A 24,504-nucleotide genomic window follows, 5' to 3' on the forward strand; every position below is an offset into this window, starting at 1 on the left:
CTGACGGGCCGACAACAAGGGGGCGCTATGAACCATGTCTGGGGACTTTTCTCCCATCCCGATCGTGAGATGCATGTCATTAAAAGTGAGAACGAAACGGTCTCGCATCATTACACGCACCATGTACTGCTGATGGCTGCGGTGCCGGTAATATGCGCCTTTATTGGAACAACACAAATCGGCTGGAACTTCGGTGATGGCACCGTGGTTCAGCTTTCATGGTTTACCGGGCTTTATCTGGCCATCGTTTTTTATGGCCTGATGCTGGCGGGTGTGGCGGTCATGGGGCGCGTCATACACTGGATGGCGCGAAACTACCCGCAACGTCCATCGCTGGCGCACTGTATGGTCTTCGCCGGGTATGTCGCGACCCCGCTGTTCTTAAGCGGTATTGTCGCGCTCTATCCACTGGTCTGGCTGTGCGCGCTGATCGGTACTATTGCCCTCTTTTACACCGGTTATCTGCTGTATCTGGGGGTCCCTACCTTCCTGAATATCAATAAAGAAGAGGGCCTGAGCTTCTCCAGCTCAACGCTCGCCATCGGCGTGCTGGTCCTGGAGGCGCTACTGGCGCTGACGGTCATCCTTTGGGGTTATGGATACCGTCTCTTCTAAGCTCACTGCATTGCTGGCGTAAATGCCAGCAATGCAGCATCTGTTCACGATTATCCGCTGGCGACAACGCCCGGTGACCGCTATGATGCCGAAGCCAGCCTGTGTTTATCCGTCGACGCAGGCGGTGTACGTCATAACGTGCGTGAATAATTATCAGAAGTCTCACCATGCTGAAATTCCGAGTTTCTTTACTTAGCCTGGCGCTGCTGCTGGGCGCGTCCGCTGCCGTGCCAGCCGTCGCCAAAACGCCCGCGGTGACCGCCGCTGCTGCCCAGCCGCAAATTGCGTCCGGCAGCGCGATGATTGTTGATCTCAACACCAATAAGGTGATTTACGCCAGCCATCCGGACCTGGTGCGCCCGATCGCCTCGATTACCAAATTAATGACCGCGATGGTGGTGCTTGATGCCCGTCTGCCGCTGGACGAAAAGCTGAAAGTGGATATCAGCCACACGCCGGAGATGAAAGGGATCTACTCCCGCGTGCGACTGAACAGTGAAATCAGCCGTAAGAATATGCTGCTGCTGGCGCTGATGTCGTCTGAAAACCGCGCTGCGGCGAGCCTGGCGCACCACTATCCGGGCGGCTACGACGCGTTTATTCGCGCGATGAACGCAAAAGCCAAATCACTGGGGATGACCAATACGCATTATGTTGAGCCGACGGGTCTGTCGATCAGCAACGTCTCCACGGCCCGCGATCTGACGAAACTGCTGATCGCCAGCAAACAGTACCCGCTGATTGGACAGCTCAGTACCACCCGTGAAGAGATGGCGACCTTTGCGAACCCGGCCTACACGCTGCCGTTCCGCAATACTAACCATCTGGTTTACCGGGATAACTGGAATATTCAGTTAACGAAAACTGGCTTTACCAACGCGGCAGGACACTGTCTGGTGATGCGCACGGTATTTAACGGTAAGCCCGTGGCGCTGGTGGTGATGGATGCCTTTGGCAAATATACCCACTTTGCCGATGCCAGCCGTCTGCGCACCTGGATTGAGACAGGGAAAGTGCAGCCAGTCCCGGCTGCGGCATTGACGTATAAAAAGCAAAAAGCGGAACAGATGGCAACGGCGCAGAACGACTGAGCCATCTGTCAGTGCCGGGTGGCGGCTTCGCCTTACCCGGCCTACAAAGACCTCGATACGTAGGCCCGGTAAGCGAAGCGCCACCGGGCGAAAGCGCCTACTCTGGCAGCGTCCAGTCTCCATCGTTGAGCGGGCGCTGCATAATCACCGTATCCCGCCAGTCGCCTTTCTTATATCCCACGCTGCGCATCTGGCCGACAATCTCGAAGCCGTGTTTTTTATGCAGCCGCAACGAGCCGGCATTATTATTGCCATCTCCCACCACGGCAACCATCTGGCGCCACGGGCCTTGTTCGCAGCGTTCAATCAGCGCAGACATTAATGCCGAGCCAAAACCGCGCCCGGTAATGCTGGCATCCACGTAAATAGACTCTTCAAGGGTATAGCGGTAGGCCTGTCGCGGACGGTACGGGGTGGCGTAGCAATAGCCCACGACAATGCCGCGATACAGCGCGATAAGCCACGGTAAACCGTTCTCAGCCACGCTTTTCATACGATGACGCATTTCATCGACGGTGGGGGGGACCTCTTCAAATGACGCGCGTCCGTGAAGCACATGCCAGGCATAGATGGCGGCGATGGCATGCACATCATCGGGAAGGGCATCGCGCACTTCCAGTTCGGTCTCGGATAAAACATCAACAGCCGACATGATGTGCCTGCTCCTCGTTATAGAAAGCCGGAGAAACGTTTCTCCGGCGACAGACAGTTACTCTATTACGATTAAGGAGCGCTTAACAATCTCTCAAATTTGGCTGTAGGAATTAATCAGACGCTTGCGTAATCTGCTGCTCCGTATCGGCACTCTCTTTCCAGTATTTATTCCGCGTTGTTTTACCAATGCCGGGATTCATGCTGTTTGTAGGGTCATTCTCGCGATAAAACTGCTTAAGTGCGTCAGGGGCTTTATAAAGATGCCCGACGTTGTGTTCCGCAGGATATTGTGCGCCACGTTCACGCAACAGGGCGAGCATCTGCTCCTTCAGCGCGTGCGCATCGACCCCTTTTTTGACAATGTAGTCCTGATGGAAGACGTAACACATAAAGTGGCCGTAATAGAGTTTGTGCACCAGCTTGCTGTCGATTTCCGGCGGCAGGTGTTCAAACCACTCGGTGTCGTTACGTCGCAGGGCGATATCCAGCGCCAGAATATCTTCCACCTCTTCTGAATGTACCGCCTGATAACGAATGGCGGCTCCAGCGGCGGCAAAACGGTGCAGGAACGCTTTGCTGCCTTCTTCAGGCGTACAGGCAAAGAAATCCCCTTCGGCGGTTTTGAAGAATTCGCTCAGCCAGGTCTGCGCTTCGGCAATGCCGTCCCCGGCCATTTTCAGCAGCAGATGATGCTCATATTTATCGCGCCAGGTTTTCATTCTCTGGGGTAAATGCGCCGGGAAAACGTTACCCAGCTTCTGCATAAAGCGGTCGGTGAAGTGGGGCTTAAACAGCGACACTTTCTCCAGCATCGCATCGGTACGGCCCTTCATGGTGAAGAAGAACGGCATTTTGTCGGTGCCGAGCTTGTCGATCATCAGGAAGGTATCTTTGCCGTAGCGCTCGGCGATGTCGTAAATGTCCCGGTGCATGTACTCACCCGCCACCGGCAGGTGGGTGAATTCGCCCAGAATATGACGGCGGATCTCCGTCAGGACCTCAGGCTGATTGGTACCGATGTAAAACACCTGCTGTTTTTTCTCTGCCGGGAAGGTGTCGAGACGCACCGCAAAAACGGCCAGCTTGCCCGCGCAGCCGGAGGCTTCAAACAGGCGATCCGGATCGGCGTTGTAACGCGCCGGCGTATCGGCTTCGATATTCCGTACGCGGGTCACGTAATCGTGATCGTGCGCATGACGCCCGTCGTGCTGAACGTCTTCATCCTTCACGCGATCGTCGTCGAGCTTGCTGAGGATCTGTTCCGGCGTCACGCCCAGATCGATGCCCAGATGGTTAACCAGCGTCAGCTTGCCGTTTTCATCAATACGGGCAAACAGCGACATCTCGGTGTAGGCCGGGCCGCGCTGCACCAGCGAGCCGCCGGAGTTATTGCAGATCCCACCAACCACCGAGGCGCCAATGCAGGAGGAACCGATCACCGAGTGCGGTTCACGGCCCAGCGGCTTAAGCGCTTTTTCCAGGGAGTAGAGCGTCGTGCCGGGGAACGCGAGCACCTGCTCGCCTTTATCCAGCAGGTGCAGCTTGTCGAGGCGCAGGGTGCTGATGATCACGATGTCACGATCGTAATCGTTGCCGTTCGGCGTTGAACCTTCGGTCAGGCCGGTGTTGGCCGCCTGCATTAAAATAATCTTGTCTGCGGCGACGCAGGCGCTTAGCACGCGCCACAGTTCCAGGAGCGTGCCGGGGAAAACCACCGCCAGCGCCTCGCCCTGGCCGGAGCGGAAGCCCTTGCGGTAGCGGGCGGTTTTGGCCGGGTCGGTAAGCAGGTGAGAGGAGCCAACCAGGCGCGACAGTTCGTTAATAAAAGTCGTGTTATCGTTTGTTCGAACAGAAGACATCTTCCACTCCTTGTGGTGGGGCAAATTTCTCGCTGTAAAGCATAGCGCGATTAACTGTTAAGCGGTCGAGTATTCACGAAGATAATCAGAGAAAAATCAGAGAATAACCCTGCAACGTTCCGAGGGTTTATGGCACACTGCGCTTTTCGCACGGTTTGGCCGAGATCTTCCGGCGGTTATTGATGAGAGAGTAAAACGACATGAAATGGCTATGTTCTGTAGGTGTCGCCGTCAGCCTGGCACTGCAACCTGCGCTGGCAGAGGATTTGTTTGGCAATCACCCGCTCACGCCTGAAGCACGGGACGCGTTTGTCACGGAATTGCTCAAGAAAATGACGGTCGATGAGAAGATCGGCCAGCTGCGTCTTATCAGCGTCGGCCCGGATAACCCGAAAGAGGCCATCCGCGAGATGATCAAAGACGGGCAGGTAGGGGCCATCTTTAATACCGTCACCCGCCAGGATATCCGCAAGATGCAGGATCAGGCGATGGATCTCAGCCGTCTGAAAATTCCTCTGTTCTTCGCCTATGATGTGGTGCACGGCCAGCGTACCGTTTTCCCCATCAGCCTCGGCTTAGCCTCCTCCTTTAACCTCGACGCGGTGAAAACCGTCGGGCGTGTGTCTGCTTATGAAGCCGCGGACGATGGCCTGAACATGACCTGGGCACCAATGGTGGACGTCTCGCGCGATCCGCGCTGGGGGCGTGCATCGGAAGGCTTTGGTGAAGACACCTTTTTAACCTCCATGATGGGTAAAACCATGGTGGAAGCGATGCAGGGCAAAAGCCCGGCGGAACGCTACTCGGTGATGACCAGCGTTAAGCACTTTGCGGCCTACGGCGCGGTTGAAGGCGGTAAAGAGTACAACACCGTCGACATGAGCCCGCAGCGCCTGTTTAACGACTACATGCCGCCGTACAAGGCAGGGCTGGATGCGGGCAGCGGCGCGGTGATGGTGGCGCTGAACTCGCTGAACGGCACGCCTGCGACCTCTGATTCCTGGCTGCTGAAAGACGTGCTGCGCGATCGGTGGGGCTTCAAGGGCATTACCGTTTCTGACCACGGGGCGATTAAAGAGCTGATCAAACACGGCACGGCTTCCGACCCGGAAGACGCGGTGCGCGTCGCGCTCAAGTCCGGCATTAACATGAGCATGAGCGACGAGTACTACAGCAAATACCTGCCGGGGCTGGTGAAGAGCGGCAAGGTGACCATGGCGGAGCTGGACGATGCCGCGCGCCACGTGCTGAACGTGAAATACGACATGGGTCTGTTTAACGATCCGTACAGCCATCTGGGCCCGAAAGATTCTGACCCGGCAGATACCAATGCCGAAACCCGTCTGCACCGTAAAGAGGCCCGTGACGTGGCGCGCGAAAGTCTGGTGCTGCTGAAGAACCGCCTCGACACGCTGCCGCTGAAAAAATCCGGCACCATTGCCGTGGTGGGCCCGCTGGCCGACAGCAAGCGCGATGTCATGGGCAGCTGGTCTGCCGCAGGCGTGGCTGACCAGTCCGTGACCGTGCTGACCGGTATCAAGAGTGCGGTCGGTGAAAACGCCAAAGTGCTGTATGCCAAAGGCGCGAACGTCACCAACGATAAAGACATCGTGACTTTCCTCAACCAGTACGAGGAAGCGGTGAAGGTCGATCCGCGCACTTCGAAGGAGATGATCGACGAGGCGGTGAATACCGCGAAACAGTCTGACGTCGTTGTCGCGGTCGTGGGTGAAGCGCAGGGGATGGCGCACGAAGCCTCCAGCCGTACCGATATTACAATTCCGCAGAGCCAGCGCGATCTGATCGCCGCCCTGAAAGCGACCGGCAAGCCGCTGGTGCTGGTGCTGATGAACGGTCGTCCGCTGGCGCTGGTGAAAGAAGATCAGCAGGCTGACGCTATTCTGGAAACCTGGTTTGCCGGTACCGAAGGCGGTAACGCCATCGCCGACGTGCTGTTTGGTGATTACAACCCGTCGGGCAAGCTGCCGATGTCCTTCCCGCGCTCCGTCGGACAGATCCCGGTCTACTACAGCCACCTGAACACCGGTCGTCCGTACAACGCCGACAAGCCGAACAAGTACACCTCGCGCTACTTCGACGAAGCCAACGGCCCGCTGTATCCGTTTGGTTACGGCCTGAGCTACACCACCTTTAAGGTCTCTGAGGTGAAAATGTCTGCGCCAACCCTGAAGCGTGATGGCAACGTCACCGCCAGCGTCGAGGTGACCAACACCGGCAAGCGCGAAGGGGCGACGGTTATCCAGATGTACGTTCAGGATGTGACTGCCTCCATGAGCCGTCCGGTGAAACAGCTGCGCGGCTTTGAGAAGGTCACTCTGAAACCTGGCGAAACCAAAACCATCAGCTTCCCGATTGACGTGGATGCGCTGAAGTTCTGGAACCAGCAGATGAAATACGATGCGGAACCGGGCAAGTTTAACGTCTTTATCGGCGTGGATTCCGCCCGCGTGAATAAAGGCGAGTTCGAGCTGCTGTAACCTTTCCTTCCTTTGCCTCCCCCGTCCTGCGGGGAGGCGTCTTACCTTATGCTAAAAAGGCATTTTGACGGTTAATTCCGCCGTTTTAAGCTACGCTTTTCTCTCAAGCCTCTGAAAAAGGCAGCAAAAAAAATGAGGATAGTGGAATGACGATTGCAAAGGGGATGTTGGGATCTGCGGTGCTGCTGGCGGCGCTGAGTCTGCCGCTACAGGCGGCGGAGCCGGTAAAAGTGGGCTCAAAGATCGATACCGAAGGCGCGCTGCTCGGCAATATTATTTTGCAGGTGCTGGAAAGCCACGGTGTGAAAACCGTCAATAAAGTCCAGCTCGGCACCACGCCTGTCGTGCGCGGCGCGATTACCTCCGGCGAGCTGGATATCTACCCGGAATACACCGGCAACGGCGCGTTCTTCTTCAAACAGGAAAACGATCCGGCATGGAAAAATGCCAAAGCCGGGTATGAGAAAGTCAAAAAACTCGACGCGGAGCAGAACAAACTGGTCTGGCTGACCCCGGCCCCGGCCAACAATACCTGGACTATCGCGGTGCGCAAGGACGTGGCGGAGAAAGGGAAGCTGACCTCGCTTGCGGATCTCAGCCGCTATCTGAAAGAGAAGGGCGACTTTAAGCTTGCAGCGTCCGCGGAATTTATCGAGCGTCCTGACGCACTGCCCGCGTTTGAAAAAGCCTACGGCTTCAAGCTCGATCAGCCGCAGTTGCTCTCTCTGGCGGGTGGGGATACCGCGGTGACCATCAAAGCGGCGGCGCAGCAAACCTCTGGCGTTAACGCGGCCATGGCCTACGGTACCGACGGCCCGGTGGCGGCGCTTGGCCTGCAAACCCTGACCGATCCAAAAGGCGTACAGCCGATTTACGCCCCAGCTCCGGTTGTGCGTGAGGCGGTGCTGAAAGCGTATCCGCAGATTGCCGACTGGCTTAAGCCGGTCTTCGAGAAGCTGGATGAAAAAACGCTGCAACAGCTGAATGCCAGCATTGCCGTCGAGGGGCTGGATGCCAAAAAAGTGGCCGCCGACTTCCTGAAACAACAAGGGCTTGTGAAGTAACGGGAAAGGGCTGTGCCAATAAAATGTCATAACCGCGTACTGCTGCTGTTGGCCTGCGTGGCCATCGCGGCAGTCGCGCTGCCGTTTGTAAATGTCGCCCCTAACCGCCTGATGTCAGGGGAAGGACGCTCTCTCTGGGAAGTGTGGGCGTTTACGCCGTGGTGTCTGGCGGCGGTGCTGGGCGCGTGGGTCGCGCTAACGCTCTGGCAAGGCCGCACGGCGCAGTGGCTGACGCTGCTCCTCGCTGAAGGGCTGTTTATCATCCTGTTCTGGGGGGCCGGGCAGGCGGCGACGCATATGGTGTCGGCGGAAAGCCCGCTGGCGAGAACCACGGTGGGCAGCGGCCTCTGGCTGTGGCTGGCGCTGTGTCTGCTGGCCTGCAGCGATGCCATTCGTCGACTCATCTCCAGCGCCGTCTGGCGCTGGGTGCTCAACGCACAGATATGGTGTATTCCATTGTTCCTGCTGTTCAGCGGTGAGCTGAACAATCTCTCGCTGTTAAAAGAGTATGCCAACCGTCAGGAGGTGTTTGATGATGCCCTGGCGCAACACCTGACGATCCTCTTCGGCACGCTCGTTCCGGCGCTTCTGCTCGGGATACCCCTGGGCATGTGGTGCTATCGCCATCCTTCACGTCAGGGCGGGGTCTTCGCCGTGCTCAACGTTATCCAGACCATTCCTTCCGTCGCTCTGTTTGGTCTGCTGATTGCGCCCCTTGCCGGGCTGGTGAAGTCGTTTCCTGTCCTGGGAGTGCTGGGAATAGCCGGGACGGGGTTAACGCCTGCTCTTATCGCGCTGGTGCTGTACGCGCTGTTGCCGCTGGTGCGCGGCGTGGTCGCGGGCCTAAGCCAGGTCGCGCCGGATGTGCTGGAAAGCGCCCATGCGATGGGCATGAGCGCGCGGCAGTGTTTCTGGAAGATTCAGCTGCCGCTGGCGCTGCCCCTGCTGCTGCGCAGCCTGCGGGTGGTGGCGGTACAAACCGTTGGCATGGCGGTAATCGCGGCGCTGATTGGCGCGGGTGGCTTTGGCGCGCTGGTGTTCCAGGGGCTGCTGAGCAGCGCCCTGGATCTGGTGTTATTAGGCGTGGTTCCCACTATTGCGCTGGCGGTTGTCGTCGACGCGCTGTTTGCCTTATGGCTCGCGCTGCTCAGGAGAAGAGCCAATGATTGAATTTCATGATGTCAGTAAAACCTTTGCCGGCCGCCCGGCGGCGAGCCATCTGAACCTGAACTTTGCCGAGGGCGCGTTTTCCGTGCTGATTGGCACCTCCGGGTCGGGAAAATCCACCACGCTGAAGATGATCAACCGTCTGGTTGAGCATGACAGCGGCCTGATTCGCTTTGCCGGAGAAGAGATCCGCAGCCTGCCGGTGCTGGAGCTGCGTCGCCGGATGGGGTATGCCATTCAGTCTATCGGCCTGTTTCCGCACTGGACGGTGGCGCAGAACATTGCCACCGTGCTGCAGCTGGAGAAATGGTCGCGGGCTAAAATCACTGACCGTGTTGATGAACTGATGTCTCTGCTGGGGCTGGAGCCCGCGTTGCGTGACCGCTATCCGCACCAGCTTTCCGGTGGCCAACAGCAGCGAGTGGGCGTGGCGCGCGCGCTGGCGGCCAACCCGCAGGTGCTGCTGATGGATGAACCCTTCGGCGCGCTGGACCCGGTTACGCGCGGGGCGCTTCAGGCGGAGATGACCCGCATTCACCGCATTCTTGGACGCACGATCGTTCTCGTGACGCACGATATTGATGAAGCTCTGCGCCTGGCCGACCATCTGGTGCTGATGGATCATGGCGAAGTGGTGCAGCAGGGCTCGCCGCTTGAGCTGTTAACATGGCCGAAGAACGACTTTGTGCGTGAGTTTTTTGGCCGCAGCGAGCTGGGCGTCAGGCTGCTCTCTCTGCGGACGGTCGGCGATTATATGCGTCGGGAGACGGTGCAGGTGAGCAGCGGTGAGCCGTTGCAGGAGCAAATGAGCCTGCGGGATGCCCTCTCCGCGTTTGTCGCGCGCCAGTGCGAGGTATTGCCCGTTTCGGACGCCCGCGGGACGCCGTGCGGAACCTTACATTTTCGCGATCTGCTGGCAGGGGAGGTGACGCGTGAAGGCACTGCGTGATCCGCTCCTCTGGCTGGTAGCGCTCTTTATCGCCTTACTGTTTCTGATGCCGCACAGCGCGGCGCTGTTTAACGCCCTTTTCCCGGGGCTGCCGCGGCCGGTGTATCAGCAGGAGAGCTTTATTAATCTCGCCCTGGCGCATCTCTGGCTGGTGGCGCTCTCAAGCGCCATTGCGGTTGTGCTGGGCACAGGTGCTGGCATCGCGGTCACGCGGCCGGCGGGCCGGGAGTTTCGTCCGCTGGTAGAGACAATTGCGGCCATTGGACAGACGTTTCCGCCGGTGGCGGTACTGGCGATAGCGGTTCCGGTGATGGGCTTTGGCCAGCAGCCTGCCATTATTGCGCTGATTCTGTATGGCGTATTGCCGGTGCTGCAGGGCACGCTGGCGGGTCTCGCGGCGGTACCTGCCTCAGTGCTGAGCGTGGCAGAAGGGATGGGGATGAGCCGCGGGCAGCGGCTGCGCAAGGTTGAACTGCCGCTTGCGGCACCGGTTATCATTGCCGGGATCCGCACGTCGGTGATCGTTAACATCGGAACGGCAGCCATTGCGTCTACGGTCGGTGCTAATACGCTGGGAACGCCGATTATTATCGGCCTGAGCGGGTTTAATACGGCTTACATTGTGCAGGGGGCTGTGCTGGTCGCGCTGGCGGCAATCGTCGTCGATCGCCTTTTTGAGCGGCTGGCACTGTACCTCAGCCGACACCGCCGCGAACAATAAACGAGTACCCTGCCAGCATTACGCCGCCGATACCGCTCACGGCCATCAGGACGAAAAGGGTAATAATGGCCAGTTTGGTTGCCTTCATCATGTGCTCCTGTTGTTAACGGAGCAATTATACGGTGAAGCGCAGCTGTTAATGAACTATTAAATGCCGTTATGGCTCATCCGGCCCAAGGGAATAAACCGGATAACCATTCTCACGCCATTGTGCCAGCAGCTGTTGCTGTGAGGCGGACGGCACTTCGCCACACCAGACCAGCAGGGTCTGGCCGTCAAAAAACTCAGGCTTAAGCTGCGCCAGCGAGTGCGCAAGGACATCCACGCGCCAGCCCTTTTGGGTCGCAATCCACGCTTCCAGCCACAGGCGGGTGGTATCGTGCACGTTCCAGCCGACCACCAGCGCATCTTTTCCTGCCTTGTTCTTCGCCGAGGCAAGGCAGACAGCGATGTAGTTGATCAGCACCCCATCAAGCAGGCTGAGCAGCGCCTGCAGCGTAGACTGCTGGCACTGCAGGCGTCGACGGAGCGGAATGAAAAGATGGGTGATCAGCGTCTGTGCCGGGTAATCGCGGCCCAGCTCTTTTATCCATGCGCGCAGGCGCTGCAGATTGCCCACCTGCAGAAGCCGCAGCAGGGTTTCCTGTTGTTCGCGCCAGAGGTGCTGCGTGTCAGGATCGTCGTGGCTCAGCAGGGATTTCACTTTCCCGACCTGCACCCCGTTGTCGATCCAGCTTTTGATCTCGCGGATGCGGTCGATGTCGGCATCATTAAAAAGGCGATGCCCGCCGTCTGTTCTCTGCGGTTTGAGTAATCCATACCGTCGCTGCCACGCCCGTAGGGTAACGGGATTGATATCACAAAGGAGTGCCACTTCACCTATCGTGTAAAGCGCCATATTCGCCCCCTGGCTTACGCGTCCCCAGCTTAACTGTAGACCCACTTTGCCGAACCAGGAAGGATTGATTGTTTTTTGCACAAAGAATGCGAAGCTCATGCGATGTTCTGAAAAAGGTGTGATAACGGACACGATTTTGCGCTTTTTTGGGGTGCTTCAAAGAAAGTTGAGCCGCATCCGTGTATGTTACGCGTTTTTAGCGTGTGCGGTTTTGAGTATGTACGAGTTCAATCTGGTGCTGCTGTTGCTTCAGCAGATGTGTGTGTTTCTTGTCATTGCCTGGCTGATGAGTAAAACGCGCCTGTTTATCCCGCTGATGCAGGTCACCGTACGTCTGCCGCATAAGCTGCTCTGTTACGTCACCTTCTCTATTTTCTGCATCATGGGGACCTATTTTGGCCTCCATATCGAAGACTCTATTGCCAATACGCGCGCTATCGGCGCGGTGATGGGCGGGCTGCTGGGCGGTCCCGTCGTCGGTGGTCTCGTCGGCTTAACCGGAGGGCTGCATCGCTATTCCATGGGCGGGATGACGGCGCTGAGCTGTATGATCTCGACGATCGTGGAAGGGCTGCTTGGCGGCCTGGTGCACAGCTACATGATTAAGCGCGGCCGGCCAGATAAAGTTTTTAGTCCGCTTACCGCCGGGGCGATCACCTTTGTGGCCGAAATGGCGCAGATGGCGATCATTCTGCTGATTGCCCGTCCGTTTGAAGATGCGCTGCATCTGGTCAGCAGTATTGCCGCTCCGATGATGGTGACCAACACCGTGGGCGCAGCGCTGTTTATGCGTATTCTCCTCGACAAGCGCGCCATGTTTGAGAAGTACACCTCAGCCTTTTCCGCCACGGCGCTGAAGGTCGCCGCGTCGACTGAAGGGATCCTGCGCCAGGGGTTTAACGAAGAGAACAGCATGAAGGTCGCGCAGGTGCTCTACAAGGAGCTGGACATCGGCGCGGTGGCAATAACCGACCGCGAGCGGCTGCTGGCCTTTACCGGCACCGGGGACGATCACCATTTGCCGGGTAAACCCATCTCTTCAGCCTATACGCTGCGCGCCATTGAAACCGGCGAGGTGGTGTATGCCGACGGTAACGAAGTGCCTTACCGCTGTTCGCTGCATCCGCAGTGCAAGCTGGGCTCCACGCTGGTGATTCCGCTGCGCGGCGAAAATCAGCGGGTGATGGGCACCATCAAGCTGTATGAGGCGAAAAACCGTCTGTTCAGCTCCATCAACCGCACGTTGGGGGAGGGGATCGCCCAGCTGCTTTCCGCGCAAATTCTGGCCGGACAGTATGAACGGCAGAAAGCGCTGCTGACGCAGTCCGAAATTAAGCTGCTGCATGCCCAGGTCAACCCGCATTTCCTGTTTAATGCCCTCAATACGCTCAAAGCGGTGATCCGCCGCGACAGCGATCAGGCCGCGCAGCTGGTGCAATTTCTGTCGACCTTTTTCCGCAAAAACCTGAAGCGGCCGTCGGAGATCGTCACCCTCGCCGATGAGATTGAGCACGTGAATGCCTATCTTCAGATCGAGCAGGCGCGTTTCCAGTCGCGCCTGCAGGTGTCGCTTTCCGTTCCGGACGAGCTGGCGTATCAGCATCTCCCGGCCTTTACCCTGCAACCTATTGTCGAAAACGCCATTAAACACGGTACGTCACAGCTTCTGGGGACAGGGGAGATAACCATTGCGGCCAGCCGTTTCAACCACCATCTGGTGCTGGATATTGAAGATAATGCCGGGCTTTATCAGCCTTCCGCCTCCGGCGGTTTAGGGATGAGCCTGGTGGATAAACGCCTGCGCGCCCATTTTGGCGATGATTGCGGCATTACCGTCGCCTGTGAGCCAGACCGATTTACCCGTATTACCGTACGACTGCCGCTGGAGGAAAACGCATGTTAAGAGTGCTGATTGTGGATGACGAGCCGCTGGCACGGGAAAACCTGCGCGTTCTGCTGCAGGAGCAGCCTGATATAGAGATAGTGGGGGAGTGTGCGAACGCCATTGAGGCCATCGGCGCGGTTCACAAGCTGCGCCCGGACGTGCTGTTTCTCGACATTCAGATGCCCCGAATCAGCGGGCTGGAGATGGTCGGCATGCTTGACCCGGAGCATCGCCCCTACATCGTGTTTCTGACGGCGTTTGATGAATATGCTGTTAAAGCCTTTGAAGAGCACGCCTTTGACTATTTACTCAAGCCGATTGAAGAGAAGCGTCTGGAAAAAACGCTCACTCGTTTACGCCAGGAGCGAACCGTACAGGACGTCACGCTGCTGCCGGAAAACCAGCAGCCGCTGAAATTTATCCCCTGCACCGGGCACAGCCGGATTTACCTCCTGCAGATGGATGATGTGGCGTTTGTCAGCAGCCGCCTGAGCGGGGTGTTTGTCACCAGCGCAGAGGGTAACGAAGGCTTTACCGAGCTGACGCTGCGCACGCTGGAGAGCCGCACGCCGCTGATTCGCTGTCATCGTCAGTATCTGGTCAATATGGCGCACCTGAAAGAGATCCGCCTGGAAGATAACGGCCAGGCCGAGCTGGTGCTGCGCGCAGGGCAAACCGTCCCGGTCAGCCGCCGCTACCTGAAGAGTTTGAAAGAGGCGATTGGCCTGTAAAACTGGTACACTGCGCGGCATTGCAACATCGATAGTTAAAGGCACTCATGATTAGTAATGACATTCTTCGTAGCCTGCGCTACACCCTGAAAGCAAACAACAACGACATGGTGCGCATTCTTGCGCTGTCGGACATGGAATCCACGTCTGCCGGTTTCGACACCTGGATGACCAAAGAAGATGAAGAGGGCTTTGTTCGCTGCCCTGACATCATTCTGTCGGGTTTCCTGAACGGCCTGATTTACGATAAGCGCGGCAAAGATCCGGCCGCGCCAGAGCTGGCGCTGGAGCGTCGGGTGAACAACAACACGGTGCTGAAAAAGCTGCGCATCGCGTTCTCGCTGAAAACGGACGATATTGTGGCGATCATGACGGAGCAAAAATACCGCGTATCCGTGCCGGAAGTGACCGCCATGATGCGCGCGCCGGACCACAAAAATTACCGCGAGTGTGGCGACCAGTTTCTGCGTAATTTCCTGCGCGGGCTGACCCATCGGGTGCATCACCCGAAGGCGTGATTTTTAGCCGGGTGGCGGCTTCGCCTTACCCGGCCTACAAAACCCGTAGGCCCGTGCAAGCGTAACGCCGCCGGGCAAAAAAAAGCCGGAGATAATCTCCGGCTTTTTTGTTATTTCACCTGCTGGCCAGGCTTCGCGCCTTCGTCTGGGCTTAACAGGAAGATATCCTTCCCGCCCGGGCCCGCGGCCATCACCATCCCCTCAGAGATGCCGAAGCGCATTTTGCGCGGTGCCAGGTTCGCCACCATCACGGTCTGACGACCGATCAGCACCTGCGGATCAGGATACGCTGAGCGGATACCGGAGAAGACGTTACGCTTCTCGCCGCCCAGATCCAGCGTCAGGCGCAGCAGTTTGTCAGAGCCTTCCACGAATTCCGCGTTTTCAATCAGCGCCACGCGCAGGTCGACTTTGGCGAAATCGTCAAAGGTAATGATTTCCTGAATCGGGTCGTCTGCCAGCGGGCCGGTAACCGGTGCTGCAGCTGCCTTCACCTCTTCTTTAGACGCTTCCACCAGAGCTTCAACCTGCTTCATCTCGATGCGGTTGTACAGCGCTTTAAAGGTGTTCACCTTGTGGCCGAGCAGCGGCTGCGCCATGGCATCCCAGGTCAGTTCGGTGTTCAGGAACGCTTCAGCACGGGCTGCCAGCTGCGGCAGAACCGGCTTCAGGTACGTCATCAGCACGCGGAACAGGTTGATGCCCATGGAGCAGATGGCCTGCAGATCGGCATCGCGGCCTTCCTGCTTAGCGACAACCCATGGTGCCTGCTCGTCCACATAGCGGTTTGCCAGGTCAGCCAGCGCCATGATTTCGCGCACTGCTTTACCGAATTCACGGGTTTCCCACGCCTCGCCAATGGTGGCCGCCGCGTCGGTGAAGGTTTTGTACAGAGCTGGGTCAGCCAGTTCTGCCGCCATCACGCCGTCGAAACGCTTGGCAATAAAGCCTGCGTTACGGGAGGCGAGGTTCACCACCTTATTGACGATGTCCGCGTTCACACGCTGCACGAAATCTTCCAGGTTCAGGTCGATATCGTCGATGCGGGAAGAGAGCTTCGCCGTGTAGTAGTAGCGCAGGCTGTCCGCGTCGAAATGGTTCAGCCAGGTGCTGGCTTTGATGAACGTCCCGCGAGATTTGGACATCTTCGCGCCGTTCACCGTCACGTAGCCATGAACGAACAGATTGGTTGGCTTACGGAAGTTGCTGCCTTCCAGCATCGCCGGCCAGAACAGGCTGTGGAAGTAAACGATGTCTTTGCCGATGAAGTGGTACAGCTCGGCAGTGGAATCTTTCTTCCAGTATTCGTCGAAGCTGACGGTGTCGCCACGCTTGTCGCACAGATTCTTGAAAGAGCCCATGTAGCCGATTGGCGCGTCCAGCCAGACGTAGAAGTATTTGCCTGGTGCGTTCGGGATTTCGAAGCCGAAGTACGGCGCATCGCGGGAGATATCCCACTGCTGCAGACCGGATTCGAACCACTCCTGCATTTTGTTCGCCACCTGCTCCTGCAGCGCACCGCTGCGGGTCCACGCCTGCAGCATTTCGCTGAAGGACGGCAGGTCGAAGAAGAAGTGCTCGGAGTCACGCATCACAGGCGTTGCACCGGAAACTACAGATTTCGGCTCGATAAGCTCGGTAGGGCTGTAGGTCGCGCCGCACACTTCGCAGTTATCGCCGTACTGGTCCGGAGATTTACATTTTGGACAGGTGCCTTTGACGAAACGGTCCGGCAGGAACATGCCTTTTTCCGGATCGTACAGCTGAGAGATGGTGCGGTTTTTGATAAAACCGTTCTCTTTCAGACGGGTGTAGATCAGCTCCGACAGCTGACGGTTTTCGTCGCTGTGCGTGGAGTGATAGTTGTCATAGCTGATGTCAAAGCCAGCAAAATCGGTCTGATGCTCCTGACTCATTTCGGCAATCATCTGCTCCGGGGAAATCCCCAGCTGCTGCGCTTTCAGCATGATCGGCGTGCCGTGAGCATCGTCCGCACAGATGAAGTTAACCTCGTGGCCGCGCATTCGCTGGTAACGGACCCAGACATCAGCCTGGATATGCTCCAGCATGTGGCCGAGGTGGATTGAGCCGTTGGCGTACGGCAGTGCGCACGTTACCAGAATTTTCTTCGCGACTTGAGTCATAGTAGGCATTACTTCTTTTAACTGTGAAAAGGGTTTTTGATATTACCAAAAGGGGCATTATTAAGTAAGCACAAACCACGGCCTTTCAGGTAAACTTGTTCTTCTAAGGTCTTATTCACAAGAACAAAGGAGTCGGGATGAGTTCTCAATCCCAGGCCAAATCACCGGAAGCCTTACGAGCAATGGTCGCCGGGACGCTGGCTAACTTTCAGCATCCAACCCTGAAGCACAATCTCACTACGCTGAAAGCGTTACACCACGTTGCCTGGCTGGACGATACGCTGCACATTGAGCTGCAGATGCCGTTTGTCTGGACCAGCGCCTTTGACGCGCTGAAAGAGCAAACCAGCGCTGACCTGCTGCGCATTACCGGTGCGAAAGCGATTGACTGGAAGCTGACCCACAGCATCGCCACGCTTAAGCGCGTGAAGAATCAGCCCGGCGTGAACGGCGTGAAAAACATCATTGCCGTCAGTTCGGGCAAGGGTGGGGTGGGTAAATCATCCACCGCAGTCAACCTGGCCCTGGCACTTGCTGCCGAAGGGGCAAAAGTCGGTATTCTGGATGCCGATATCTACGGGCCGTCCGTGCCGAACATGCTGGGCGCGGAAAACCAGCGTCCAACCTCACCGGACGGCACCCATATGGCACCGATTATGGCGCACGGTCTGGCCACTAACTCCATCGGTTATCTGGTCACCGACGATAACGCCATGGTCTGGCGTGGTCCGATGGCCAGCAAAGCATTGATGCAGATGCTGCAGGAGACGATGTGGCCGGATCTGGATTATCTGGTGCTGGATATGCCGCCGGGAACCGGTGATATTCAGCTGACGCTGGCGCAAAACATTCCGGTCACGGGCGCGGTCGTCGTGACGACTCCGCAGGATATCGCGCTGATCGATGCCAAAAAAGGCATCGTGATGTTCGAGAAGGTAGAAGTGCCAGTGCTCGGTATCGTCGAGAACATGAGCATGCACATCTGCAGCAACTGCGGTCACCACGAACCTATCTTCGGTACCGGTGGGGCAGAAAAACTGGCCGAGAAGTATCACACCCAGCTGCTGGGTCAGATGCCGCTGCACATTACCCTGCGTGAAGATCTGGACAGCGGAAAACCGACGGTCGTCAGCCGTCCGGACAGCGAATTTGCAGAGATGTATCGTCAGCTGGCGGGTCGCGTTGCGGCGCAGCTCTACTGGCAGGGCGAAATCATTCCGGGGGAAATCGCGTTCCGCGCGGTGTAAATCCCCAACGCTGGATTGCCGGATGGCGGCTTCGCCTTACCCGGCCTACAAATGGCACCATCACGTAGGTCGGGTAAGGCGAAGCCGCCACCCGACTTTAACGCAATCGGTAATGCATCAGATAATACTCTCCTTCCGGAGAATCTCCCGTCGCCTCAATGTGCCAGCCGTGTCGCTGGTAAAACGCGATAGCCCGCGCATTCTTCACCAGACACTTTAGTGAACCCGTACTGGTAAACGCCTTCTGCACCTGTTCCAGGAGCAGACGCCCGACCCCGAGGCTTTGATACTGCGGGTCAACAAACAGGTTGTGCAGAAAATTATTGTTCGTCAAGACGGAGGCAAAACCCAGACGATGGCCGTTCTGAACAGCAACCCAAATCACTTCGTCACGGGTTGCCGTGTCAAAATCTTCAAGCTGCCAGTCTGAACTGTCCAGCCATGGCCAGGCTTCGCGCCGGGCGTGGAGGAAGAGCGTACGCAGGAAAGGGCGGTCACTTTCCTGCCAGGGACGGACCAGGATCGTATCAGCGATGATAGAAGATATCTCCATTGTAGGCTTTGTAGATTTTGCCGTCTGCATCGCCAATCAGGACGTAGTTTTCGCCCATATAGGTCCAGTGGGTACCCGCATCCGGGGCCGGAAGGTTACGCAACTGGTACTGTTTGATGGTGTACTCGGGTGTTTGATACTGCGCTGGCGCTGTATCGCCAATTTTAAACTTTGTAAAATCCGCGATGAACTCTTGTTCCTCGTAGGCTTTGATGCCGGATGGCGCAGATGCCGTTTGCGGGGCCGCTGAAGCCGCACTTGCAAGAGACATTACTACACCCAGAAGCAGCCATGTACGCTTAGCCATTTTATCTCCAGTTATACCGTTACTGATACTTTCAGCCTGCTGTTGTGTTGATGATATGGCAGACAGCCTATTTTAAGTATCGCAGCAGAGTCTGTTCGAAAAAAAATGTAACAAAAGTGAACGGTTTTGTGTAGATCAAAAGGTTAATAGTATTTTGTTTATGAATGTTATTTGCTAAGACTAATTCAGTGCAGTAATGTTTTTTTTAATTAAATCTGAAAATACAGTTTTATCATAGATTTGTAGCCTGAAGTACATGCATTTTATTAAAAGCCGATTTAAACTTATAAAAGCGGAGCGGTTTAATTCTCATCTTACGTGATTCCGGTCCTTCATTTATTCCCCATACATCACATCGGTGATGTGTGTTTTCGATTTAATTACTTTAAAAAGCAATGCGTTGAAAAATAGGTGATTCTTAATGGGTTGCCTGTTGCGCGTTTGTTGCAACCATGAACTATAAATTAATTCTAATGAAAAACACAACGGTATTATCTGTAATATTCTTAGCGATAAGTCAGTTAACGGGCTGCGTATTTTCTCCTGGGCAAACATTAAGCTCGTCGGGGAAAAATATTATCGCGTCCGGAGATGACAATACTAATTTAGATAAGCGTGTCGATCTTTATCCTCTTACCCCTGCTCTTATTGAGAAACTGCGTCCTGCCAGTGCGAAATCTCAGCCAAATCCTAAGCTGGATGAGCAGGTCAAAAACTGGGAATACCGTATCGGAACTGGGGATATTTTAACCGTAACCGTCTGGGATCACCCTGAACTGACGACCCCGGCCGGGCAATATCGCAGTGCCAGTGACACCGGTAACTGGGTGAATGCGGACGGTACGCTCTTTTATCCCTACGTCGGCAAACTCCCTGTCGCAGGAAAAACGGTTTCTGAAGTCAGGGAAGAGATTGCCGCACGCCTGGATAGCGTCATCGAAAGCCCTCAGGTGGATGTCAGCGTGGCGGCATTTCGTTCACAAAAAGCCTATGTCACCGGAGAGGTCGCCAAATCCGGCCAGCAGGCGATTACCAATATCCCTCTGACGGTAATGGATGCCGTCAACGCGGCGGGTGGACTGTCTGCCGACGCTGACTGGCGTAATGTGGTACTCACCCACGAGGGGAAAGATTCGCGCCTCTCCCTTTATGCGCTGATGCAGCACGGCGACCTGACGCAAAATAAGCTGCTCTATCCCGGCGACATCCTGTTTGTTCCGCGTAATGACGCGCTGAAAGTCTTTGTCATGGGCGAAGTGATCAAGCAAAGCACGCTGAAGATGGACAGGAGCGGGATGACCCTTGCAGAAGCGCTGAGCAATGCGGGTGGGTTAAATCAGGACATGGCCGATGCGACGGGCATTTTTGTCATTCGCTCCATCAGGAAAGGCAATGATGCGGGGAAAATCGCCAACATCTACCAGCTAAATGCGCAGGATGCCTCCGCGATGGTGTTGGGCACCGAGTTTCAGCTTGAGCCCTACGACATTGTCTATGTCACCACGGCACCGCTGTCGCGCTGGAATCGCGTCATCACTCAGCTTGTACCGACCATCACTGGCGTTCATGACCTGACCGAAACGGTTCGTTACATCAGACAGTGGCCGCAATAATGTTCGATTCCATCTTAGTGGTATGCACAGGGAATATTTGCCGCTCGCCGATAGGAGAGCGGCTGTTGCGTCAGCGGGTACCGGGAAAGCGAATAACGTCTGCAGGCATTTTTGGGCTGGAGGGAAGCCCGGCGGATGTCGGTGCCCGGGAAGTGGCCTGGCGACACGGGATCTCACTGGAAGGGCATCGCGCGCGCAGGCTGACCCCCCAACTGATGCGGGAATCGGATCTTATTCTGGTGATGGAGCCTGCCCATCTTCGCTTTATCTCCGCCATGGCCCCGGAAATCCGCGGCAAAACACTGCTCTTTGGACAATGGCTTGAGCCGCAGGATATCCCCGATCCCTATCGTAAGAGTCATGAAGCATTTGACTATGTTTTCGGGCAGTTGGGAAAAGCCAGTCAGGAATGGGCGTATCGGTTGAGTCAAAAAGGAATGAAGCGTTAATGTCGTCATATACAACAGACAGTTACGGTGCTGCAGCACCCGAAAATCACGAAATTGATCTCGTTCGTCTCCTCGGCGAGATGCTCGATCACCGTGCAGTTATTTTAACGATGACTCTCGTTTTCACTCTGCTTGCTGGACTGTATGCCTTTTTGGCTACGCCCGTTTATCGCGCAGACGCCTTAATCCAGGTCGAAGGAAAACAGGATAACAGCCTGCTCAAAAATCTCAGCCAGTTCAGTAATGAACTGTCCCCCGATGTTGAGCCAGAACTCCTCCTGCTGAAATCGCGCATGATCCTGGGCGCAACGGTAGACGCATTGGGCTTAACGCAGCATGTGACAGAGCGTACTCTCCCTGTTGTGGGACGCCTGTGGGCCCGTTTGCAGGGCCGTAAGCCCGCCACCTTAACCCTTGGCTGGCTTCAGCTCTCTCCGGTTGAAGGCAAACCACGCTCTCTTATGCTTACCGTGATGGGACAAGGCGCGTATCGGCTGGAGGGGGACAATTTTTACGCCGAGGGCAGGGAAGGGGCTGCGCTGGAGAAGGAGGGGGTATCCCTGCTGGTCAAGACGCTTAATGCCCCACCAGGCACGCAGTTTACGCTCCAGACCAAGACCCGTCTGGAGGCGATTAACGACCTGAGTGCACAATTCAACGTGGCTGAGTCTGCCAGGCAGAGCGGCGTGCTGACGCTGACCCTGACCGGTAGCGATCCTGAGCATATTGCTAATGTCCTCAACCGAATTGCTCACATTTATCTGCAGCAGAATATCGCCCGCCAGGAGGCGCAGGATGCCCGCAGCCTTGCCTTTTTGCAGCAGCAGTTACCCAAAATCAGAAGCGACCTGGATTTGGCCGAAGAGCGGCTGAACCAGTATCGCAAACAGCGGGATTCGGTCGACCTCTCGCTTGAAGCGAAATCGGTTCTCGAGCAGATCGTGAATATTGAAAACCAGCTTAACGAGCTGACGTTTCGTGAGGCGGAAATCTCGCAGCTGTTTAAGAAAGAGCACCCGAACTACCGCGCATTGCGTGAAAAACGTCAGACGCTGGAACAGGAAAAGGTCCGTCTGAATCAGCGTATTTCAGCCATGCCCTCCACCCAACAGGATATCTTGCGCCTCAGTCGGGACGTGGAGTCCGGGCGCACCATCTACCTGCAGCTTCTCACCCGCCAGCAGGAGCTGAACATTTCTCGTTCCAGCGCCATCGGCAACGTGCGAATTATCGACAGCGCGGTGACGCAACCCGACCCCATTAAACCGCGGAAACCGATGATTATCGTCGCTGGTATCCTGCTGGGGCTGATGTGCTCGATGGGCCTGGTGCTGGTCCACATTGCACTCCGACGCGGCATCAATACCTCTGAGCAACTTGAAGGGCTGGGCGTACAGGTGATGGCTACCTTGCCGCGTTCGGTATGGCTGTGGAAAAAAACCAACCTGCGCAGAAGACGAGCGTTTGGCACGCGCTGGAAACACAGGGTAACCGATGTACCCTTCCTGCCCGTAGACCGGCCTGCGGATATTTTTGTCGAGGCCGTACGGGGGTTGCGCACCAGTCTGCACTTCACGCTGCAGGAAGCCGCTAACCGAATCGTCATGATTTCGGGTCCCACCCAGGACTGCGGAAAAACGCTTGTCAGCACCTCGCTGGCCGCGATTGAGGCACAGGCCGGGCTCAGGGTGTTATTCATTGATGCGGATATGCGCGAGGGGTATGTCCACAACGTGTTTGGCCTGAAAAATCACACCGGACTGTCCGGCGTACTTGAGGGACAGTGCGCGTGTCAGGAGGCGATTCAGCGCTATGAAAAAGGCAATATTGATGTGCTGACCTGCGGGCCGGTTCCGCTGCGGCCTGCAGAACTGCTGATGAGCGAACGCTTCAGGGCGGTAATGGCATGGGCAGATGAACATTATGATCTTGTGATCCTTGATACGCCGCCGGTGCTCGCCGTTACCGATACCGCAGTGGCCGCCCCGGTGGCGGCAACCTCACTGCTTGTCGCCCGCTTTGGCAAGACCAGCCTGAAAGAGATGGAAAATAGCATCAAGCGTCTGCAACAAACGGGCGCGCGTATCAACGGTACCGTGCTGAATGACGTGGTGAAATCGGCCGCGCTTTATTACAGTGCGGGCTATGGTCAATACGAGTATGGCCAAAGCCCGACACGGCAACAGCGCAAGGATTAATGCTTCACCAGCGTGGCAAAGTAATAGACCAGCGGGATGGCGAGGATCCAAAGTCCAACAGGGATTTCTCGCCATTTTCCTGCAATCGCTTTAATGACAATGTAAAACAGCAGGCCCCCAGCAATACCTGTTCCGAAGCTGTTGGCAATGAGCGTAATCATTATCATCATCAGCACCGGCAGCCCGTCAGTGAAGTTCGCCAGATCCACCTTACGCAGGCCGCTGAACATGTTCAGACCGATCAGGATCAGGGCGGGCGCAGTGGCTTCTTTCGGGATCATCAGCGCAACGGGGGTAAACAGCAGCATCAGCAGGAACATGAACGCGGCAGCCAGCGCCGTCATGCCGGTTTTCCCGCCCGCTTCCGCGGCCGCCGAGGATTCAATCAGCGCAGTGGCGGCAGGAATGCCGACCCACGGACCTATCGCGGCGGCAATGGAGTCCACCATAAACGGACGATTGATATTGGCCATATTACCCTCTTCATCCAGCAGCCCGGCTTCGCCCCCAACCGCCAGCGTGGTGCCCATGGTGGAGAAAAACTCCGAGGCAAAGAAAACAAACAGGAACGGCAGGAAGGCAATATTCAGTGCACCCAGCATGTCGATGTGGCCCAGCACCGGCGTCAGCGAGTGGGGCATATCAATGAAGCTGGCGGGTAATTTTGTTACGCCCAGCGGGATGCCGACGAGGGTTGCGAACAGGATTGCCCATAAGATCGCCCCCGGAATACGCCGCGCCTGTAGGGCAATGGCCAGGAACAAACCGGCTAATGCCACCAGCGCTGCGGGCGACAGAAAATCCCCCAGCATCAGCGCGTTTGTTTTCGCGTTGGCCAGCACCAGCCCGGCATTGCGAAAGCCGAGTATGGCGACAAACAGACCGATAGAGGCCGTCAGCCCCAGCTTGATGGACTGCGGCACCGAACGGGTGACTACTTCACGCAGGCCAAAGCGGGTGAGAAGGAAGAATAAAATCCCCGACCAGCAGGCAATGCCCAGGCCAATTTGCCAGCCGATGCCTTCACTCCCTGCCAGCGTCACCCCGACCAGCACCGAGCCACCAATGCCCGGCCCGACGATAAACGGCAGGTTGGCGTAAAACGCCATCAGCAGCGTACCGGCCACAAACACTAAAATCGTGCCCGTGGTCGCCGCCCCTTTGTCCATCCCGCCCACGGCCAGCAGCCCCGGGATGACCACCAGCAAATAGGCTGCGGCGAGAAAACCGGTAAGACCTGCCAGACATTCGGTACGCACGGTACTGCCGCGCGTATGCAGTGCAAAACGACGTTCAAACCAGCTCCCTGGTGCTGGCGAATTAACGGTGTTGTCGGCCATTAT

22 protein-coding genes are annotated in these 24,504 nt (G+C 56.6%); 14 read left to right on the top strand and 8 right to left on the bottom strand.

Translation table 11 applies throughout. The annotated features are described in order from the left end of the window. Positions 1 to 27: 27 nt before the first annotated feature. On the top strand, positions 28 to 615 hold the full coding sequence (locus PYW49_RS14520; protein WP_023312454.1) for a Yip1 family protein: 588 nt from the start codon (positions 28 to 30) through the stop codon (positions 613 to 615). A 167-nt stretch (positions 616 to 782) separates the two neighbouring features. Continuing rightward, entirely contained in the window at positions 783 to 1,706 is a 924-nt protein-coding gene (gene pbpG, locus PYW49_RS14525; protein WP_320386795.1) for a D-alanyl-D-alanine endopeptidase, read from the top strand. 97 nt (positions 1,707 to 1,803) lie between these two features. Here pbpG and PYW49_RS14530 read toward each other — a convergent pair whose 3' ends face one another. Both PYW49_RS14530 and dld read right to left on the bottom strand, forming a co-directional pair. Next, entirely contained in the window at positions 1,804 to 2,358 is a 555-nt protein-coding gene (locus PYW49_RS14530) for a GNAT family N-acetyltransferase (protein ID WP_134347870.1), read from the bottom strand. A gap of 112 nt (positions 2,359 to 2,470) precedes the next feature. Further along, positions 2,471 to 4,219, bottom strand: a complete 1,749-nt coding sequence (dld, locus tag PYW49_RS14535) for a D-lactate dehydrogenase (protein WP_320386796.1) — start codon at positions 4,217 to 4,219, stop codon at positions 2,471 to 2,473. A gap of 200 nt (positions 4,220 to 4,419) precedes the next feature. On the opposite strand from dld, the gene bglX reads away from it, so the two are divergent. From bglX to PYW49_RS14560, 5 genes are all read left to right on the top strand, one after another. Next, a complete protein-coding gene (gene bglX, locus PYW49_RS14540; RefSeq protein WP_320386797.1) occupies positions 4,420 to 6,717 on the top strand; it encodes a beta-glucosidase BglX in 2,298 nt (765 codons plus the stop codon). A gap of 146 nt (positions 6,718 to 6,863) precedes the next feature. Further along, a complete protein-coding gene (osmF, locus tag PYW49_RS14545; protein ID WP_320386798.1) occupies positions 6,864 to 7,781 on the top strand; it encodes a glycine betaine ABC transporter substrate-binding protein OsmF in 918 nt (305 codons plus the stop codon). Between the two features lie 12 nt (positions 7,782 to 7,793). Next, complete coding sequence (locus tag PYW49_RS14550; protein WP_320386799.1) at positions 7,794 to 8,951, top strand: ABC transporter permease; 1,158 nt, start codon at positions 7,794 to 7,796, stop codon at positions 8,949 to 8,951. Further along, entirely contained in the window at positions 8,944 to 9,897 is a 954-nt protein-coding gene (locus tag PYW49_RS14555; protein ID WP_320386800.1) for an ATP-binding cassette domain-containing protein, read from the top strand. Before PYW49_RS14550 ends, PYW49_RS14555 begins: the two co-directional genes overlap by 8 nt. Next, the gene (locus PYW49_RS14560; protein ID WP_320386801.1) at positions 9,881 to 10,618 is read left to right on the top strand and encodes an ABC transporter permease subunit; all 738 of its coding nucleotides are present in this window, start codon (positions 9,881 to 9,883) and stop codon (positions 10,616 to 10,618) included. The genes PYW49_RS14555 and PYW49_RS14560 overlap by 17 nt, the downstream gene beginning before the upstream one ends. On the opposite strand, the gene PYW49_RS14565 is transcribed toward PYW49_RS14560, so the two are convergent. Together PYW49_RS14565 and mlrA are read right to left on the bottom strand one after the other, a co-directional pair. Further along, entirely contained in the window at positions 10,593 to 10,706 is a 114-nt protein-coding gene (locus tag PYW49_RS14565; RefSeq protein ID WP_008500895.1) for a protein YohO, read from the bottom strand. The two genes, PYW49_RS14560 and PYW49_RS14565, sit on opposite strands and share 26 nt — an antisense overlap. 69 nt (positions 10,707 to 10,775) lie before the next feature. Beyond that, the gene (gene mlrA / locus PYW49_RS14570; RefSeq protein ID WP_320386870.1) at positions 10,776 to 11,516 is read right to left on the bottom strand and encodes an HTH-type transcriptional regulator MlrA; all 741 of its coding nucleotides are present in this window, start codon (positions 11,514 to 11,516) and stop codon (positions 10,776 to 10,778) included. A 217-nt stretch (positions 11,517 to 11,733) separates the two neighbouring features. Between mlrA and PYW49_RS14575 the strand changes: the two genes are divergently transcribed. The 3 genes from PYW49_RS14575 to PYW49_RS14585 are packed head-to-tail and all read left to right on the top strand — an operon-like array spanning position 11,734 to position 14,650. Further along, entirely contained in the window at positions 11,734 to 13,419 is a 1,686-nt protein-coding gene (locus PYW49_RS14575) for a sensor histidine kinase (RefSeq protein ID WP_024908145.1), read from the top strand. Then, positions 13,413 to 14,132: a two-component system response regulator BtsR gene (gene btsR / locus PYW49_RS14580; protein WP_024908144.1), complete on the top strand. Its 720-nt coding sequence runs from the start codon at positions 13,413 to 13,415 to the stop codon at positions 14,130 to 14,132. The genes PYW49_RS14575 and btsR overlap by 7 nt, the downstream gene beginning before the upstream one ends. A gap of 47 nt (positions 14,133 to 14,179) precedes the next feature. Next, complete coding sequence (locus tag PYW49_RS14585) at positions 14,180 to 14,650, top strand: YehS family protein (RefSeq protein WP_320386802.1); 471 nt, start codon at positions 14,180 to 14,182, stop codon at positions 14,648 to 14,650. Positions 14,651 to 14,760: 110 nt separating this feature from the next. Here PYW49_RS14585 and metG read toward each other — a convergent pair whose 3' ends face one another. Continuing rightward, on the bottom strand, positions 14,761 to 16,794 hold the full coding sequence (gene metG, locus PYW49_RS14590) for a methionine--tRNA ligase (RefSeq protein WP_320386803.1): 2,034 nt from the start codon (positions 16,792 to 16,794) through the stop codon (positions 14,761 to 14,763). Between the two features lie 137 nt (positions 16,795 to 16,931). On the opposite strand from metG, the gene apbC reads away from it, so the two are divergent. Beyond that, positions 16,932 to 18,041, top strand: coding sequence for an iron-sulfur cluster carrier protein ApbC (gene apbC / locus PYW49_RS14595; RefSeq protein WP_134347878.1), 1,110 nt, complete (start codon positions 16,932 to 16,934; stop codon positions 18,039 to 18,041). 97 nt (positions 18,042 to 18,138) lie between these two features. Here the strand turns inward: apbC and PYW49_RS14600 are convergent, their stop codons facing one another. Beyond that, positions 18,139 to 18,594, bottom strand: a complete 456-nt coding sequence (locus PYW49_RS14600; RefSeq protein ID WP_320386804.1) for a GNAT family N-acetyltransferase — start codon at positions 18,592 to 18,594, stop codon at positions 18,139 to 18,141. Beyond that, a complete protein-coding gene (locus PYW49_RS14605; RefSeq protein WP_134347880.1) occupies positions 18,569 to 18,901 on the bottom strand; it encodes an RcnB family protein in 333 nt (110 codons plus the stop codon). The genes PYW49_RS14600 and PYW49_RS14605 overlap by 26 nt, the downstream gene beginning before the upstream one ends. A 473-nt stretch (positions 18,902 to 19,374) precedes the next feature. Between PYW49_RS14605 and PYW49_RS14610 the strand changes: the two genes are divergently transcribed. The 3 genes from PYW49_RS14610 to etk are packed head-to-tail and all read left to right on the top strand — an operon-like array spanning position 19,375 to position 23,161. Then, on the top strand, positions 19,375 to 20,514 hold the full coding sequence (locus PYW49_RS14610; protein ID WP_320386805.1) for a polysaccharide export protein: 1,140 nt from the start codon (positions 19,375 to 19,377) through the stop codon (positions 20,512 to 20,514). Then, complete coding sequence (locus PYW49_RS14615; protein WP_134347882.1) at positions 20,514 to 20,963, top strand: arsenate reductase/protein-tyrosine-phosphatase family protein; 450 nt, start codon at positions 20,514 to 20,516, stop codon at positions 20,961 to 20,963. Before PYW49_RS14610 ends, PYW49_RS14615 begins: the two co-directional genes overlap by 1 nt. Beyond that, the gene (gene etk / locus PYW49_RS14620) at positions 20,963 to 23,161 is read left to right on the top strand and encodes a tyrosine-protein kinase (RefSeq protein WP_320386806.1); all 2,199 of its coding nucleotides are present in this window, start codon (positions 20,963 to 20,965) and stop codon (positions 23,159 to 23,161) included. The genes PYW49_RS14615 and etk overlap by 1 nt, the downstream gene beginning before the upstream one ends. On the opposite strand, the gene PYW49_RS14625 is transcribed toward etk, so the two are convergent. Next, positions 23,158 to 24,501 (bottom strand): NCS2 family permease, encoded by a 1,344-nt coding sequence (locus tag PYW49_RS14625; RefSeq protein WP_320386807.1) that lies wholly within the window; start codon positions 24,499 to 24,501, stop codon positions 23,158 to 23,160. The genes etk and PYW49_RS14625 overlap by 4 nt on opposite strands. Between the last annotated feature and the right edge of the window lie 3 nt (positions 24,502 to 24,504).

This window comes from Enterobacter chinensis, from assembly GCF_034008295.1.
Lineage (GTDB): Bacteria > Pseudomonadota > Gammaproteobacteria > Enterobacterales > Enterobacteriaceae > Enterobacter > Enterobacter chinensis.